This window comes from Pseudomonas sp. A25(2017) (assembly GCF_002001065.1).
In the GTDB taxonomy this organism is placed as follows: domain Bacteria; phylum Pseudomonadota; class Gammaproteobacteria; order Pseudomonadales; family Pseudomonadaceae; genus Aquipseudomonas; species Aquipseudomonas kilonensis.
Genome location: NZ_MUOA01000132.1, coordinates 21,343 through 36,030, shown reverse-complemented (window position 1 = coordinate 36,030; position 14,688 = coordinate 21,343). Strand labels below are relative to the sequence as shown.

Annotated in this window: 13 protein-coding genes and 1 pseudogene; 8 read left to right on the top strand and 6 right to left on the bottom strand. The window is 54.9% G+C overall.

The annotated features are described in order from the left end of the window. Position 1: 1 nt before the first annotated feature. From B0E42_RS28880 to B0E42_RS28865, 4 genes are all read left to right on the top strand, one after another. Positions 2–1,306 (top strand): AAA-associated domain-containing protein, encoded by a 1,305-nt coding sequence (locus tag B0E42_RS28880; RefSeq protein WP_018601104.1) that lies wholly within the window; start codon positions 2–4, stop codon positions 1,304–1,306. Positions 1,307–1,346: 40 nt separating this feature from the next. Next, complete coding sequence (locus B0E42_RS28875) at positions 1,347–2,423, top strand: sensor histidine kinase (RefSeq protein WP_371915909.1); 1,077 nt, start codon at positions 1,347–1,349, stop codon at positions 2,421–2,423. Continuing rightward, positions 2,410–3,048, top strand: a complete 639-nt coding sequence (locus B0E42_RS28870) for a response regulator transcription factor (RefSeq protein ID WP_077508743.1) — start codon at positions 2,410–2,412, stop codon at positions 3,046–3,048. The genes B0E42_RS28875 and B0E42_RS28870 overlap by 14 nt, the downstream gene beginning before the upstream one ends. Before the next feature lie 77 nt (positions 3,049–3,125). Next, positions 3,126–3,668 carry a hypothetical protein gene (locus B0E42_RS28865; RefSeq protein WP_018601110.1) on the top strand — a complete coding sequence of 181 codons (543 nt, stop codon included), beginning with the start codon at positions 3,126–3,128 and terminating at the stop codon, positions 3,666–3,668. A gap of 1,253 nt (positions 3,669–4,921) precedes the next feature. On the opposite strand, the gene B0E42_RS28855 is transcribed toward B0E42_RS28865, so the two are convergent. After that, positions 4,922–5,839 (bottom strand): DMT family transporter, encoded by a 918-nt coding sequence (locus tag B0E42_RS28855; RefSeq protein WP_077508741.1) that lies wholly within the window; start codon positions 5,837–5,839, stop codon positions 4,922–4,924. A gap of 102 nt (positions 5,840–5,941) precedes the next feature. On the opposite strand from B0E42_RS28855, the gene B0E42_RS28850 reads away from it, so the two are divergent. The 3 genes from B0E42_RS28850 to B0E42_RS28840 all read left to right on the top strand — a co-directional run bounded on the left by B0E42_RS28850 (position 5,942) and on the right by B0E42_RS28840 (position 7,852). Continuing rightward, entirely contained in the window at positions 5,942–6,808 is an 867-nt protein-coding gene (locus B0E42_RS28850) for a LysR family transcriptional regulator (protein ID WP_077508739.1), read from the top strand. 435 nt (positions 6,809–7,243) lie between these two features. Next, complete coding sequence (locus B0E42_RS28845; RefSeq protein ID WP_003203083.1) at positions 7,244–7,516, top strand: hypothetical protein; 273 nt, start codon at positions 7,244–7,246, stop codon at positions 7,514–7,516. Positions 7,517–7,642: 126 nt separating this feature from the next. After that, a complete protein-coding gene (locus B0E42_RS28840) occupies positions 7,643–7,852 on the top strand; it encodes a hypothetical protein (RefSeq protein ID WP_367575853.1) in 210 nt (69 codons plus the stop codon). A 312-nt stretch (positions 7,853–8,164) separates the two neighbouring features. On the opposite strand, the gene B0E42_RS28835 is transcribed toward B0E42_RS28840, so the two are convergent. Both B0E42_RS28835 and B0E42_RS28830 read right to left on the bottom strand, forming a co-directional pair. After that, positions 8,165–8,989 (bottom strand): DUF2971 domain-containing protein, encoded by an 825-nt coding sequence (locus B0E42_RS28835; RefSeq protein WP_139353243.1) that lies wholly within the window; start codon positions 8,987–8,989, stop codon positions 8,165–8,167. A gap of 497 nt (positions 8,990–9,486) precedes the next feature. After that, a complete protein-coding gene (locus B0E42_RS28830) occupies positions 9,487–10,893 on the bottom strand; it encodes a hypothetical protein (RefSeq protein ID WP_077508735.1) in 1,407 nt (468 codons plus the stop codon). Positions 10,894–11,680: 787 nt separating this feature from the next. Between B0E42_RS28830 and B0E42_RS30975 the strand changes: the two genes are divergently transcribed. Continuing rightward, positions 11,681–12,670 (top strand): HEPN domain-containing protein, encoded by a 990-nt coding sequence (locus B0E42_RS30975; RefSeq protein WP_139353242.1) that lies wholly within the window; start codon positions 11,681–11,683, stop codon positions 12,668–12,670. A gap of 397 nt (positions 12,671–13,067) precedes the next feature. Here B0E42_RS30975 and B0E42_RS30970 read toward each other — a convergent pair whose 3' ends face one another. From B0E42_RS30970 to B0E42_RS28820, 3 genes and pseudogenes are all read right to left on the bottom strand, one after another. Next, positions 13,068–13,415, bottom strand: a complete 348-nt coding sequence (locus B0E42_RS30970; RefSeq protein WP_139353241.1) for a hypothetical protein — start codon at positions 13,413–13,415, stop codon at positions 13,068–13,070. A 234-nt stretch (positions 13,416–13,649) separates the two neighbouring features. Continuing rightward, positions 13,650–13,775, bottom strand: a pseudogene (locus B0E42_RS31910) (hypothetical protein); the annotation flags it as partial. Positions 13,776–14,165: 390 nt separating this feature from the next. Continuing rightward, positions 14,166–14,636 carry a hypothetical protein gene (locus B0E42_RS28820; RefSeq protein ID WP_077508731.1) on the bottom strand — a complete coding sequence of 157 codons (471 nt, stop codon included), beginning with the start codon at positions 14,634–14,636 and terminating at the stop codon, positions 14,166–14,168. Between the last annotated feature and the right edge of the window lie 52 nt (positions 14,637–14,688).

Sequence of the window (14,688 nt, the reverse complement as noted above, 5' to 3'; positions counted from 1 at the left end):
AATGCAAGTAATGGACAAACGCTGCCTCGTGGATGTGCAGCAAGTCGGCCACGTCTACGGCACGGCTGGCGGCGCCGAACGCCGGGTTCTGGACAACGTCTGCATGCGCCTGGACGAGGGCGAAATCGTCGGCCTGCTCGGGCGTTCAGGCTCCGGCAAATCGACCTTGCTGCGCTCCATCGCCGGCCTGATTTCGCCCACCACCGGCGTGGTGGATTTTCCAAGCAATGCCCAAGGGCTGGCGAGCTCGGTGCGCATGGTGTTCCAGAGCTTCGCCCTGTTCCCCTGGCTGACGGTGCTGCAAAACGTCGAGGTCGGCCTCGAGGCCCTCGGCGTGGCAGCACCTGAGCGACGTCGGCGGGCGCTGGCCGCCATCGACATGATCGGCCTCGACGGCTTCGAAAGCGCCTTCCCCAAAGAGCTGTCAGGCGGCATGCGCCAGCGCGTCGGCCTGGCCCGCGCGTTGGTTGTCAACCCGGATGTGTTGTTGATGGACGAGCCGTTTTCCGCGCTGGACGTGCTGACCGCCGAAACGCTGCGCACCGACCTGCTGGAGCTGTGGCGTGAGGGGCGCATGCCGATCCGGTCGATCCTGATGGTCACCCATAACATCGAAGAAGCCGTGCTGATGTGTGACCGGATACTGATTTTCTCCTCCAACCCGGGGCGGGTCATGAGCGAGATCAGCGTGGACCTCAGCCAGCCGCGCAATCGCGCCGACCCGGCATTCCAAGCCCTGGTCGAGCACATCTACGTGCAGATGGCCGGCGGCGCGAATGTCGGCTCCGCACGCCAGGAAACCTTTGCCGGCAGCGGCGTGGGCATGGTCCTGCCGTCGATTTCCAGCAATGCCCTGGCCGGGCTGATCGAAGCGGTGCAGGACCAGCCGTTTGCCGGCCAAGCGGACTTGCGTGAGCTCGCCAGTGCATTGCGCTACACCGCCAGTGACCTGTTGCCGGTCGCCGAGGTGCTGCAACTCCTGCGCCTGGCCGACCTGCAGGACGGCCACATCACCCTCCTGCCGGCCGGGCAGCGCTACGCCGATTCAGCGGTGGATGAGCGCAAGCAACTGTTTGCCCGGCACCTGCTTAAATACGTGCCGTTGGTGGGGCATGTGCGCCGGGTGCTGGACGACCGCCCTACCCGCACCGCACCAGCCAGGCGTTTCCGTGACCAACTGGAAGATTTCATGTCCGAGCACGACGCCGCCATTACGCTGGACTGTGTCACGCAATGGGGCCGCTACGCCGAGTTGTTCGCCTACGACGAAGTGGCCGATCAGTTCAGCCTGGACAATCCATCCTGAGACGCTGCGGTATAAACTGCGTGGATCGGTCGTTGGAGCAATGCGCGATGGACATTCAATGAGAAGAACCCAGTTGACCCTGCGCCTGGTGCTCCTGCTGGGGCTGGCCCTCGGCATCGCGGCAATCGATACCGTCACCGACCTGGAAATCGCGGTCGGGGTCTTTCAGATCGTGGTGGTGCTGATCGCGGTGAGAGTCCTGCCGGCGCGCGCGGTCGCGGGGGTAGCGGCTACCTGCATGGTCCTGACGATCCTCAGCTATCGCTTCACACGTTTCGGCGACACAGAGGCCGGGCTGATCAACGTGCTGATCAGCCTCGCGGCCATCGCCGGCACCACGTACCTGGCGCTGCGTCTCTCGACCGCCGTGCGCACGGTGCATCAGACCCGCGCCCACCTGGCGCACATCGCCCGCATCAACATGCTCGGCGAACTCGCCGCCTCGATTGCCCACGAAGTCAACCAACCGCTGGCCGCCGTGGCCGCCAGCGGCAGTGCCAGCCTGCGCTGGATGGCCACCGAGCCGCCCAACCTGCCCAAGGCCCGGCAGGCGGTGGAGCGGATCATCGCCGACACCCATCGGGCCAGCGACATCATTGCCCGGTTGCGCGGCATGGCCCGGCATCAAGCGCCGACGAAGCAGTGGCTGAACGTCGCCGACACGGTCCATACCGCGCTGCGATTGTTGGCCGGAGAGCTGAACGAGCAGAACATCACCTTGCGCGTACAGGTCCAGGACGGGCTACCGCCGATGCTGGCGGATGAAGTGCAAATCCAACAAGTGATCCTGAACCTGGCGATGAACGCGCTCGACGCCATGCGCCAGGTTGACGTCGACCAGCGGATTCTGCAGTTTCAGGTGACGCTCGAATCGCCCCAGCAACTGCTCTTTTCGGTGTCCGACCAAGGCAATGGTCTGTTGGCGAGCGACCGGGAAAGGGTATTCGACGCCTTCTACAGCACCAAGCAGGACGGCATGGGGATGGGGTTGGCCATCAGCCGCTCGATCATCGAGGCCCATGACGGGCGGATCTGGGCCGCCAGCAATCCACCGTCCGGCTCGACGTTTCACTTCACCCTGCCAGCCGTTACAAGGGAATCCGATGAGCCAAACTGACGTGCATGACCGGGCCGATTCGATGATCTACATCGTCGACGACGACCACTCGGTGCGTGCCTCACTGCAAGACCTGCTGGCCTCCGTGGGCCTGGCAAGCATGGCATTCGGCTCGGCCCGTGAGTTCATCGACGCCCAACGGCCGGACGTGCCGGCGTGCCTGATTCTGGATGTGCGCATGCCGGGCTTGAATGGGCTGGACTTCCAGCAGGAAATGGCCCGCTTGAACATCCTGGTCCCGGTGGTGTTCATCACCGCCCATGGCGACATTCCGATGTCCGTCAAAGCCATGAAGGCCGGCGCGCTGGAGTTCCTGACCAAGCCGTTCCGCGAACAGGACCTGCTCGATGCCATCACCCAGGGCCTGAACCGCGACCAGGAACGGCGCAAGGCCGCAGCGAGTATGGACGCGTTAAAACGCCGGCATGACACCCTGACTGACGGCGAGCGCGAGGTGATGGAGCTGGTCGTGTCCGGGCTGTTGAACAAGCAGGTGGCCGCCCGACTGGGCTTGAGCGAAGTGACCGTGAAAGTGCGCCGCGGGTCGTTGATGCGCAAGATGAATGCGGACTCGTTGGCAACGCTGGTGAAGATGTCGGAAAAACTCAAAGAGGTAAATCGCTAACAGTCCTCGATCACGGCTATCATTGCCGCTCGCCCTTTTGACAGGCGATGTCGCAGGCCACCCTCAAGGATCCAGGTATGACTTTTCTGCCGTCACGCTCCACCCTCTTCGTTTCCAGCCTCCTGCTCAGCTCCCTGTGCTTTGCCGAAGGCGAGCCAACCGACGGCAGCCTCATCAAGGACTCGACCAAGGCAGCCGTTTCAACCTTCATTACCGCCGGCAAGAACCTGCTGGGCGGTGTCAGTGAAGGCGTGCTCGATGGCCGCGAGTCGGCCCAAGGCACCGATGGCGCCGCGATCATCTCCTCCGGCGAGCAAATGAAAGACCGCATCGCCGTTGAAGTGCTGAAGCTCGAACCCGGCGACGACAACGTCAGCATCACCCTCGGCTTCAAGAACAGCACCGACACCCAACTGCGCGTGGTCAACCTCGGCCAGACCGGCGTACTGCTGGCCATCGACCAGGCGGGTTACTCCAACCGCCTCACCGGCCTGGACAACCCGGATGAAGTCACCATTCCGGCGAAGACCGCCGTGCGCCAGAAGTTCGTGTTTGAAGGCATGAGCGAGGCGGTCAGCACGGTACGGGTGTGGGGGCAGGATTACTCGGTCAAGAAATAATGCACCCGCTCGTTCGGACGATCGTTCCCACGCTCCCGCGTGGGCATGCATCCCGTGACGCTCTGCGTCACCTTCCAGAAGCGGAACGCGGAGCGTCCCTGGCGGCATTCCCACGCGGAGCGTGAGGAACGATCTTCCACAGCCCCCGCAACCCGATCGTTCCCACGCTCTGCGTGGGCATGCATCCCGTGACGCTCTGCGTCACCGTCCAGAAGCGGAACGCGGAGCGTCCCTGGCGGCGTTCCCACGCGGAGCGTGAGGAACGATCTTCCACAGCCCCCCCAACCTGATCGTTCCCACGCTCTGCGTGGGCATGCATCCCGTGACGCTCTGCGTCACCTTCCAGAAGCGGAACGCGGAGCGTCCCTGGCGGCGTTCCCACGCGGAGCGTGAGGAACGATCTCCACAGCCCCCGCAACCTGATCGTTCCCACGCTCTGCGTGGGCATGCATCCCGTGACGCTCTGCGTCACCCTCTCAGAAGCGGAACGCGGAGCGTCCCTGGCGGCGTTCCCACGCGGAGCGTGAGGAACGATCCTCACAGCCCCCCGCAACCCGATCGTTCCCACGCTCCGCGTGGGAATGCATCCCGTGACGCTCTGCGTCACCTTACAGAAGCGGAACGCGGAGCGTCCCTGGCGGCATTCCCACGCGGAGCGTGAGGAACGATCCTCACAGCCCCCGCAACCTGATCGTTCCCACGCTCTGCGTGGGCATGCATCCCGTGACGCTCTGCGTCACTTTCAGAAGCGGAACGCGGAGCGTCCCTGGCGACATTCCCATGCGGAGCGTGAGGAACGACCTTCCACAGCCCCCCGCAACCTGATCGTTCCCACGCTCTGCGTGGGCATGCATCCCGTGACGCTCTGCGTCACCCTCCAGAAGCGGAACGCGGAGCGTCCCCGGCGACATTCCCACGCGGAGCGTGAGGAACGATCCTCACAGCCCCCCCAACCTGATCGTTCCCACGCTCTGCGTGGGCATGCATCCCGTGACGCTCTGCGTCACCCTCCAGAAGCGGAACGCGGAGCGTCCCTGGCGGCGTTCCCACGCGGAGCGTGAGGAACGATCCTCACAGCCCCCGCAACCTGATCGTTCCCACGCTCTGCGTGGGGATGCATCCCGTGACGCTCTGCGTCACCTTCCAGAGCGGAACGCGGAGCGTCCCTGGCGGCATTCCCACGCGGAGCGTGAGGAACGATCGTTCACAGCTCCCGCAATCCGTGTGTGGGATTGCCGACACCCACAACAGAATCAACCGACTTTTGCCCCACTCCCCGGCTCAAGCCTCAACGCCAGCACGCTCATCAACACAATCACCGCCCCAACAATAACCATCGCTGACGGGCGCTCGGCCAGCACCAAAGAAGCCATCAACATCGCCGTGGGCGGTATCAGGTAAAGCGCCATGGAAGCGCGGCTCACGTTGCTGTGCGCCAGCACGTAAGCCCAAGCAAGGTACGCCAACGCGCTGGGAAAAATACCCAGAACCAATACCGCCAGATTCACCGAAGCCGAAGCCTGTCGCGCCGCGCTCAACATCCCCGGCGCAAAAATGAACAACAGAATCGTGCCCGACCAAACGGTGTAGCAAACCACGGTCAAACCGTCATAACGATGGGCATGGCGCTTCTGCAAAGCGAAATACAAACTCCAGGACAGCGCCGCCAACAGGATCAACAGCCCATGGGCGTCCATGTCACCCAAGCCACGATCCCCCGCGACCACCACGCCAGCGCCAAGCAAGCCGCATAGCACGCAACCCCACTGCCAACCACTGACCCTGTCCTTGAAAACAAAATGCGCCAGTAACGTGCTGAACAACGGCGTGGACTGGGCCAGCACACTGGCCGCCCCGGCGCTGACGCCCCGCTGACCGTAATTGAGGGCGATGTGGTGCAAGCTGACAGCAAAGAAACCCAACACCACCAGCAACGGCAAATCCCTGAGACGCGGCCAGGAAATACCCCTCACCATCGCCACAATGGCCATGAACACCGAGGCGATGAGAAACCGCATCAACGCCAATTGACCCGGCTCATAAGCCTGCAAGCCAATACGAATACCAATCGGCGAATAGGCCCAGCAAACGATCACCAACAGCGTCGCCAGGATAACCTTCACACCGGTTTTGCCGGAGGAACCTTCAACCCGCGCAAAACGCGTTTCCATCTAAAGTGCCTGCTCACTGACCGATTTGCCTCGAAGTATCGAAACCACCCCACCTCAGCACAAGTGACTTAAACTCAACCAATCATTCACTTCTGGTGAGCTATGGAACTGTCCCAACTGCGCATGCTCAAGACAGTCTGCGAAACAGGCAGCATCGCCCGCGCCGCCGAAGTGCTGCACTGCGTGCCGTCCAACATCACCGCGCGCCTCAAATCCCTGGAACGGGAACTCGGCACGCCGCTGTTTTTCCGCGAAGGCCGCGGGCTGCGGGTCAGCCCGGCGGGCGAAGTGTTTCTGGAGTACGCGACAAAAATACTGAGCCTGACAGAAGAGGCCCGCCGCGCAGTCGCCCCCACCCGAGCACCGAGTGGCCCGCTGCGCATAGGCGCCATCGAGTCCAGCGCCACCGGGCGCCTGCCGCAGTTGCTCGCCAAATACCATGCACAGTATCCGCAAGTATCGCTGGAACTGAGCACGGGCACCTGGGCGCAGTTGCTGGACGATATTCAGCATCACCGGCTCGATGGCGTGATCGTAGCGGTGGACATCGAACGACCTGGACTCAAGCGAGCCGTGATGTACCGCGAAGACCTGGTGCTCATCGCCTCCGAGTCCGACGGCCCGCTGCGCAGCGCCGCCGATCTGCAAGGCAAGGCGATCTTCATGTGGCCCACGGGCTGTCCGTACCGCTTGGCGCTGGAGCAGTGGCTGCTGCGTCATGGCCAGGTGCAACCGATCACCAGCATCGCCAGTTATGGCGCCATTGTTGGCTGTGTCAGTGCGGGTGCAGGCGTCTCGCTGGTGCCCCGGGGGATCTATGAGCAATACCGCCAGGGGGCGGGTTGGACGGGGTATGAATTTCCTGAGTTGACGGGGATCGATAACCTTTTTTACTGGCATGAAAACGCTGGGAAACATCCTGCCAGAGAGGCGTTTTTGACGATGCTGCAAACGGAGTTCGAAGGCTAGTTGCGCCCCTCTCCCCTGTGGCGAGGGAGCTTGCTCCCGCTGGGCTGCGAAGCAGACCTAAAGCTGACACCTCGGTTTGTTGATGGTTTTGAATCAGTCGAGCCGCCATGTCAGATCCCTCCCGCAAAAAACGATCGCAACTCCTACGAAGCTTTAGGAACCCATCACCTTCCCCACCCAATCCGACAAAACCTATAGTGATGCCCATCGCTCAATGGCGATCAGGTTTGGCGACCTGAGGATCGAGTGCGAAAGTACTGCGTTTTTTGCGGAGGCTTTGGCACACTTGCACGGCTGCCCGTTACGGCAGTTGTGCGTGGGAGGCCTTCGGGTCTGCCGGTTTTCGATCCCGGTTCGCCAACCTGCGTACAACTGCCACCCAATTGTTTGGCGACGATTGAGTGGCTAAAACCTCATTAGATCGGAGTTTTGAACATGGAAAGATATGTCCCCATCACCGGCATCGACTGCACCCCCGCCTCCCTACTCATCGATACCGAAGCCCCGCTGGATGTCCTACACGCGACAGCCGATTACCGCATCCGTGTGGTAACCCAGGTGCTGGAGAACATTGCGTTTCGCTCTGAAATAACCAGCGATACGGTTGTGCTTTCGGATTTCGCTCAGCTTTTGGTGATTCCGTTACGCGATGGCTGTGATTTGCTGGAGGTAATTGGTCGGCGGCTTCAGGCACAGGTTGAAAGCTGATGGAGCTTAGGGCGTATAAAAGCGCCCTTTTCCGTTGTCGACTCGGTCAGCAGAAGCGATAAAAACGATTAAAGCCAGGTATTAAGAGAGCCGCAACGATCCTAGACACCTGGAGAGGTGAATGACATGAACGATAAATTCAGCCCTGACGGTATGCCTATCCTCAATCTCAATACTACGAGTACCACTCGTTATGATGCTTCGCGCTTTCTCGATAGCCCGGACGCTATAGCAGCTTATTTGGCTGAAAGTATAAAAGCCGATGATACGGAAAGTCTTATTCATGCATTGGCCGAAGTTGAAAAAGCTTCAAATCGCCAAAGATGTCGGGGTTAATCGCGAAAGCCTCTATAAGGGACTGAAATTCTGACCGATAAGGGGATGGACTATTTTCAAGCAAATAAATCCGCCCTTTTTCCCCCTTGGTAGATGAGATCTGCACGAACAGATCCCACGGCATCATTCGGTCTTACCTGTCATTTGTATCAGACTTGACCACGTATGACCGAACAAGAATGGCTATATAAAGACGTTCGACAAGGTCAGCTTTCGGCCATAAGCGGACGCTCGGAGCGGTCACTAACGGCCAGAAGCGGACCTTCTGCATAGCCTGTTTTCACTTATTGTTAAGAACTTATGAGTCCTTGTTTACGGAATCGTGAGTTCATCTGGGACGACTTTATATGTTTTGTATGCAAGACGACTTTTATACGTAATAGCAGTAGGATAGCGTGAAGTTACGAGTTCTCTGACCGACTTAAGAGAGTGGGTGCACAGCGGACCCAGCACTACCTCTGTCAACTCCAAGCCCGGTCCAAACGGTAAAAAGTAAAGTCTCTCCTCCTTGAAAGCATCAGTCAAATGGACGAACCGACGATATTCATCCTCATATTTCCAGCCGCTGGATTTCGTTCGTAGCAATGCATCTTGGAGAGCGGGATCAATATTTGCGAGCTCTGGATTGTTTCCTAATTCCGCAAGGATTCGCTCATCCTCATATTGTATTTTTTGAAGGTACTCTGATGGGACATCGAATCCCAAGCAAATTCCCCTGTGCTTCGCAGCGTAGTGACTCCACAAAACAGGCTCAGCCCAGTCACCGCTAAAGCATAAAAGGCCTGTATGTGCGTCGTAGGCATCTTTGAAGTCACGAACAATATTTCGAGCCATCTTTTCTCGAAAATTTAGGCCTATAAGTTCAAACGGATCATTGAGGTCTGAAAATCGTGAAACCTTCAGACGACCGAGTGCGATATTACTGACTGCGTATTCAGCAGAAGTCAGATGATAGACTCGACGCAGGCTTCTTTCTTTCGGAGGGCGAGATGCGATTGCGCTTCCCATATCCGATTTGTACCCCGCCGCAACCCACTCGCTTCTATATTCATGATGTGCTGGCACAGAACTTTCCCTTAGACATAACTTCTTAAGCGAGGCAATTTCAGTTACTTCGCCAAAATCAATAGCAGCCAACTAAATCCAGCAGTTTTTCGACTAATTAATAAAAAGCCAAGGCTGCACCAGGCTATAGCTATGCTGTTTTTTGAACCCATTGGGCCACCAGCCTATCCAGTAGAACCGGGGGAGTTGCCAATAAATAACTTAAGCCAATGTGTACGTTCATCACTAGGTAATACTCTGGATGAGTTCAGTACGGCTCGACGCGCTCTACCACCAAGGTTGTAAACGGTAGTTTTATGACTTCGCACCCAGGCTACGTTCTTTGTGGTAATCACCGCCAGCGCTTGGTTTTCAATGTTGAGACCATTAAATACAAATGCATGGAGCTTAGGAGACCTCATGAGTATGGGGCTTTGCGAAATATACCATTCCATCCAGAAACGGCATATCTGGCTATCAAGTGCCGGAGCTTTAATGACCTCCTCCATTAGAGATACATTTTTTCACGGGGCCAAATCCTGTTGCACGAAAAGGAAAGCTGGGCCTGCGCCAAGATACTCAGCCAAGCTCTATTGAGTCCATAAGCCCGCGAGTCGAGTCTTCTGCATTTCAGCGTTTAAGCAGCGACTCACGCCATCCTTCTCTCCGTAAAGACTATCTTGATCCTTCGACACAGTTATACTTTCTATTCTCGAACTTTTATCCGCAACAGCCTCTCCCACCTTATAAAGACGATCAACCGCCACATAAACGTAGTAGGGCTTAGACTTTATGATCTGGACAAAAGCCGCCTCATCATATGTCATGAATGTATGACAAAGAGGCATGGAATCACTCAGATTAATATATTCAGACACAGTAGACGCATCAAGCTCACGACTCCTATCAGAAAATTTCGTATTAGCCGTTAGAACCTTCTCGGAACGACCATTAAATAAATTCCTCAGAAACGACGTATCGTACTCGCTTAATGGCTCAACAATCTCATCCGCTAGGATTTTGAATGCCAATTGCTTAGTAGGCATCGGCAGAGGCTGCCCCAAGCAGTCTTCGACCATACCTATGGTCAAATACTTCCTATGATTGGTTAATAGATAGGACTCAAGAAGCCTCTGCAAATCAGCCTGGTTAAGACTATCCCTATATGCAGCCTCCAGAAGATCGCACTCTCTTGTAACTGTTGCCAACCCTCCCGCCTTAAACGCCCCTCCCTCAGTAGCTCTACGCGCGGTTAGCACCTCATTAGGTGACTTTTCACCGCTAATAGTCTTACTCAGTATTTGGCCATACGCAGAGGTCTCTAGGACAGAATCCTTGGTGATACGCTTAAAGGTGATTAGTGTTCTGGGGGTGGAGTCGCCAATGATTCCTTTAAGCGTCGCCTTGCTTTCGTGGTTTTGAACCCCAGGAATATCAAAGTCAACCACATAATCAACACCTGACCTAGCTGCTTGCTCGTATGCATTGACTAGAAAGGGCAGCACAGTATCAGTAACAGGAGCACTGATAAGGTTAGACTGAGCACCAAGGATTGTTTTCGCCACATTAATCAAGTTATTTACTCCATCAATTTTCTCCTCTGACACATATATGAGACCAAGCTGGTGATCTGGCTTAGTTGAGCCAATTAGTAATTGCCCATTTAAGCTTTTTTCGCGATACTCATGTATGGCGCACTTACCAGTTTTGTCGTCATAGCTCATATTGAGCACGGGAATCTTATCCAAAGTAACCAAGAGTGACGCCTTGTTGCTCTTGCCGATCAAACTGCGTACTACCGAACCCTTGAAGCTATCAGCACAGAACGCAGGCATCGCATATGTGTTTATGGCTATAATTTGATACTGGTCATCTCTAGCCTGCACAGGTTCCGATAACTCAAAATATATAGAAACATCCTTCTTTCCCCACGCATGCGCGGGCACAATTACAATTAGAAGAATCAGACTAAAGCATGCTACTTTATAATTTTTCATAATGCCTCCTTGTTTCTTCCTTATCGCAGATCATGGCAAATGGCTATAAAGCTATAGACCATTCCTTTCCCTCATGCAAACCCAGGTTGAGGGATAGTCAGTCCGTATAGTTTTTCGCGATAAGTAAGCGTCAAATTAGCTATGTCAGCGAGGCTCTGGCCTAGCTAAATGAGGCGCGATGACTTAGTGTCCAATCGTTGGCCTGGATGGCCGCTCATCAGGGTGAGTCCTGAGTGGCTGCCATTGGCCGATGGCTGCCGCTCACGACGACCGCTTTCGGCCCAGAGTGTGAAAAAACGCTTCGCCAAAATTGAAGTGTCTGCGTCTACGTTAAATTTGAAATTTATCGGCACGTCTGCAGATGTGGATTTCGCGTAGAAACACGATTTCCAGTCCGGTTTTGAGCACCTGACGCGCTCAAAAACGTTTTTACACAGCCTCGGCCAACAGCGGACGTGCGCAGCACCTGCTTCCGGCCAAAAACAGGCGTTCATGAGAAGCATTCTGTTCCATAGCGGACTGTTACAGCGTCTAAATGTAAAAGAAAGATTCCTTGCGTATTACGCAATTGACCTTGTTACCTTAGCTAGGCTTGGCGCGCACGGCGCCGCATCATCGCTACGCTGGACAAGGTATGGATCGAAGGATAGCGTTACGGCACGAATGGCCATGTGCCACTCTGTCGCGTTCCTTTGGCTTTGTAGTAATTTTGATAGGCTGTATCTGGATGTCAGCGGCTCAATGAAATTCAAGATTGTGATTATATTAGATGTTTTTGAGGGGTGATATGGCTGCGCATATTAATTACTTTAAGAGTGAAGATGGGTATATATTTGTTTCAACTTTACGAAATCTGAAGGTAGATGCGCCTGACGGCATTTACAGCCTTATGCCTGGCATTGATGTGATTGTAGGCGAGGAGTTAAAAGGGAAATACTTAACACCTGAGCTGCGGGATATTTCTGGAAGAATTGAGTTCGAGCATTTGCTCGGTGCGAGTCATTTGATAATTGGCGATGTACCTAGCTCTTTTTTTGATGCGCTCCCATTGACGCTAGTAATAACCATGTGGCTTGGGTGGGTTGATTGGCTTATGCAAGACTCATGGCTAGTCAAAGACAATTCGATAATATGTGAGATTGCTTACTGCAAGCATACAAAGGATGGCGGCGAGCAGTGGGCTAATAACGGACTTTATTCTAAAATGTTCACAGCACGTGGATTGGCGGATACTGAGGTCGTTTTTAATGCTGAAGAAATTCAGCAATGGAATACAATATGTGACAACAATCGCTCATTGGTTTTTTCTAATAAATCTGTGATGACAGGTCGTGTAAGTGATAAAAGCTATTCTAGATATGCTAGATTTTATCATTTTCTAGATACATCCCGCCGCACGCCTTATGAAGCTATAAAAATAGCACACTGCTGTTCGGCCTTGGAAAGTTTGTTTTCAACGGATACAGTGGAGCTTAGTCATAGGTTGTCTGAGCGAGTTGCATTTTTATTTGCTAAAAATGGATATGATGCTGAAACAGTTTATCAATTTATCAAAGATTGCTATGCGGTTAGATCATCTGTTACACATGGTTCGCCCGTACCTTCAAAGTTTTCTAAAGGCCTCGAGGCTCAGTCGGAGAAAATGCAGGAGCACATGAGGGCGTTAGTTTTCATGATTAACAAGGATAATCACTTGCTTGATGTATTAAATGGCAGCAACGAAGGGATCGAATTGTATTTTCGGAAACTGATTTTTCCTCCCGTCAAAGCAGTCTAGATATTATGGTGTCGTGAGTGGCTTGCGCCGCGCACTAGTACTGCAGCTTAGTTTTGGTATGGTTGTTTTTATTTTTGAATTGGTTTATAGAAACTAATTGATTGACCCAATAGATAGAGGTGCGCGTTAGCAAGTTGAGCCAACTCTTATTCAAAGTCAGACTTTTCGTATGTCCGCATTCGCTGGAAAACGCCCCTATCAAGCGTCCGCTTCTGGCCGACAGCAGCCCTTCGCAACAGTCAGCTTTCGGCTAACTGCGGTCATCAAGTATCTAGATAAGACGGTGCAGTTCAATCGGTGGCAATTCAGACACCTAGATTAGACATTGTTGATTGAGAGTGGGCACATCAACGAGGGTCGCCTCAGTAGGCGACCCTTTTCTTTGGTTTAATCGGCGTCAGCCAGCACGAGCCTGCGGCGAAGACAAGTCGCTGGTCAGCGCAAGTTGAAGACGCAGCGCGATATGTTTGGCGCAGCAGCCATCGACCAGCTCATTAGGGGCGTACACCGGAGTCATTTCACAAGATGCAGAGCCTGCATGTACTAGCAGCGCCTCATCGACGCAGGCGCAGCACAGCACAAGTCCCGCAAGGCGAGCGCATTCGGCGCAGACTACGATATGCTCGATCGGATCGTGATCGTGCGTATGCGAAACCTCAATGTGTGTAGCGTGATGATCCCAAGAGTGGGCACAGCGTATGGTGGCGGCTGATTCGTACTCAGCCGAAGTAATGCGGGTAGTCATGATTGACCCCTCCTCTAAAAAAAGATGTTGGAAGTCTTTTTGAAGCGGCGGGTGTTACCGGAGCCTATGTCGGAACTCACTGAGCTCTGGACCGTAGGCGAAGAGAGGGATTCGGTTGCGAGCGATCTCAGCAGCTTTACTGAGACTCATGAAGGTGAGGGCAGCTTTTTGTAGGCGACAGATGGCAATGGCTGCTGAAAGGCGGTGCGCAAAGCTTGTGAAAAGCGATATCCCTCTACGCGATAAATCACGGAGAGTGTTCACTGCTTTGCCGTCAGGCAGCGCTCTACCTACGATCACGGACATCGCGTAATCCAGGTAGCTTTGCTTAAGCTCTTCCTCGATATTGACTGGGAGGATTTCGTAGTGGAGGCCTTTGAGTCCTTCTGGGTTGTTGGCCTCTACTGCAACATGCGCTTCATCGATCAGTCGACTGATCCTGTCTTCATGAACATGCGCTTCTAGCAGCGCAATCTCGCGAGCTAACTCCCTTTCGCCCCAGGACTCAGCCGGAGAAGCATGAGCACTCTCCTCTATGGCTGTGGTGTTGGGTTTAGGGCGGTTCATGGTTACGTCTACCTATGGTGGGTGGTGTCGCAGCTCATACTGCTGCCTCCAATATATGCTCCAGAGAGAGGCCAATTCAACCTATTTAAATGGCTGCTTCTGGCCGAAAGCTGTCGTTCCCAACGGGTCGCGTTTTGCTCGAAGATGGCCCTGTAAACCATCTCTCATTCAATCGGGATCCATTCACATGCCTGTCTTGATGGCGCGAATGGCCGCCATGTAAGCGCTGGTTCCGATGCCGACTTGACCCCAGACTTCACGGCTTTCTCCTCCTTGGCGGTCATATTGTTCATCCGCATCCCATAGCGTCAGGATTTGGTTTGGAAACAGGTATTCATAGGATGAGAATTCGTGCTGGCCGGAATTGTCCGAAGCAGCCATCACTGAAAACACATGTGTGGCAGAGTGCGCAAAGACATCGACTCCCTTGAACATGAACGTGACGTTCGGGTTTCCGCAGACACCAATGAAGCTGACTTCATCGTTCGGCCCGTGGGAAACCTGCACGCAGGACTCGCAAAAATAATCGACGCGGTCATGGGAATGCTCGAGCGGGAATCCGATGGCAGCCATCTTTTGCCTCGCTGTAGCGCGTGCTGCGCCAAGACGAACAGGACCAATAGCCTCAAGCGGTAAAATTTCAAAAACCTGCATTTCCTGGGCTCCATGGGTGACAGGCTAGCCAACCGCTCCGCTATGTAGGGCG

Coding starts and splice junctions, on each gene's coding strand:
- B0E42_RS28870 (WP_077508743.1), top strand. CDS start 2,410: ATGAGCCAAACTGACGTGCATGACCGGGCCGATTCGATGATCTACATC.
- B0E42_RS30975 (WP_139353242.1), top strand. CDS start 11,681: ATGGCTGCGCATATTAATTACTTTAAGAGTGAAGATGGGTATATATTT.
- B0E42_RS28820 (WP_077508731.1), bottom strand. CDS start 14,636: ATGCAGGTTTTTGAAATTTTACCGCTTGAGGCTATTGGTCCTGTTCGT.
- B0E42_RS28850 (WP_077508739.1), top strand. CDS start 5,942: ATGGAACTGTCCCAACTGCGCATGCTCAAGACAGTCTGCGAAACAGGC.
- B0E42_RS28840 (WP_367575853.1), top strand. CDS start 7,643: ATGAACGATAAATTCAGCCCTGACGGTATGCCTATCCTCAATCTCAAT.
- B0E42_RS28845 (WP_003203083.1), top strand. CDS start 7,244: ATGGAAAGATATGTCCCCATCACCGGCATCGACTGCACCCCCGCCTCC.
- B0E42_RS28830 (WP_077508735.1), bottom strand. CDS start 10,893: ATGAAAAATTATAAAGTAGCATGCTTTAGTCTGATTCTTCTAATTGTA.
- B0E42_RS30970 (WP_139353241.1), bottom strand. CDS start 13,415: ATGACTACCCGCATTACTTCGGCTGAGTACGAATCAGCCGCCACCATA.
- B0E42_RS28880 (WP_018601104.1), top strand. CDS start 2: ATGCAAGTAATGGACAAACGCTGCCTCGTGGATGTGCAGCAAGTCGGC.
- B0E42_RS28875 (WP_371915909.1), top strand. CDS start 1,347: ATGCGCGATGGACATTCAATGAGAAGAACCCAGTTGACCCTGCGCCTG.
- B0E42_RS28865 (WP_018601110.1), top strand. CDS start 3,126: ATGACTTTTCTGCCGTCACGCTCCACCCTCTTCGTTTCCAGCCTCCTG.
- B0E42_RS28855 (WP_077508741.1), bottom strand. CDS start 5,839: ATGGAAACGCGTTTTGCGCGGGTTGAAGGTTCCTCCGGCAAAACCGGT.